The sequence below is a fragment of the Nonomuraea sediminis genome (genome assembly GCF_018531495.1).
In the GTDB taxonomy this organism is placed as follows: Bacteria; Actinomycetota; Actinomycetes; order Streptosporangiales; family Streptosporangiaceae; genus Nonomuraea; species Nonomuraea sediminis.
This window is the reverse complement of the sequence record NZ_JAHDTI010000040.1, coordinates 1-1,083: the sequence shown is the minus strand read 5'-3', so window position 1 is coordinate 1,083 and position 1,083 is coordinate 1. Positions and strand designations below refer to the sequence as shown.

1 protein-coding gene is annotated in these 1,083 nt (G+C 67.3%); it reads right to left on the bottom strand.

What is annotated here, in order from left to right; genetic code table 11:
* Positions 1-1,083: DNA-directed RNA polymerase subunit beta (locus KIK09_RS57190; RefSeq protein ID WP_443678900.1), on the bottom strand; the 1,083-nt coding region annotated here is incomplete at both ends.

Below are 1,083 nucleotides of genomic sequence, written 5' to 3'. Positions count from 1 at the left end.
GCCCTCGTTGGGGCGGCGTGACAGGTCGATGCCGAGTTCCTCTGCCGCGCGGAAGACGTCCTCGTCGGTGTCGCGCATCTCGATGGACATGCCGTCGCTGGACAGCACCTCCACGTTCAGGCACAGCGACTGCATTTCCTTGATCAGGACCTTGAACGACTCCGGGATGCCCGGCTCTGGGATGTTCTCGCCCTTGACGATGGCCTCGTACACCTTGACGCGGCCCAGCACGTCGTCGGACTTGATGGTCAGCAGCTCCTGCAGGGCGTAGGCGGCGCCGTAGGCCTCCAGGGCCCACACCTCCATCTCGCCGAAGCGCTGGCCGCCGAACTGCGCCTTACCACCCAGCGGCTGCTGGGTGATCATCGAGTACGGGCCGGTCGAGCGAGCGTGGATCTTGTCGTCGACCAGGTGCAGCAGCTTGAGGATGTAGATGTAGCCGACCGAGATCGGGTACGGGAACGGCTCGCCGGAACGGCCGTCGAACAGCCGTGCCTTACCGCTGGCCTGGACCATCCGGTCGCCGTCGCGGTTGGCGACGGTGTTGGACAGCAGGCCGACGATCTCTTCCTCGTGCGCGCCGTCGAAGACCGGGGTGGCCATGTTGGTGCGCGGCTCGACCCTCTCGAAGCCCTTGTCGCGCAGCCGCTCGGCCCAGGCCTCCTGGATGCCGGAGATGTCCCAGCCGCGGGCGGCGATCCACCCCAGGTGGGTCTCCAGCACCTGACCGACGTTCATCCGGCCGGGCACGCCCAGCGGGTTGAGGATGATGTCGACCGGGGTGCCGTCCTCCAGGAACGGCATGTCCTCGACCGGAAGGATCTTGGAGATGACGCCCTTGTTGCCGTGCCGGCCGGCCAGCTTGTCACCATCGGTGATCTTACGCTTCTGCGCCACATACACGCGGACCAGCTCGTTGACGCCCGGGGGCAGCTCGTCGCCCTCCTCGCGGGAGAACACGCGCACCCCGATGACCTTGCCGGACTCGCCGTGCGGCACCTTCAGCGAGGTGTCACGCACCTCGCGCGCCTTCTCACCGAAGATCGCGCGCAGCAGCCGCTCCTCCGGCGTCAGCTCGGTCTC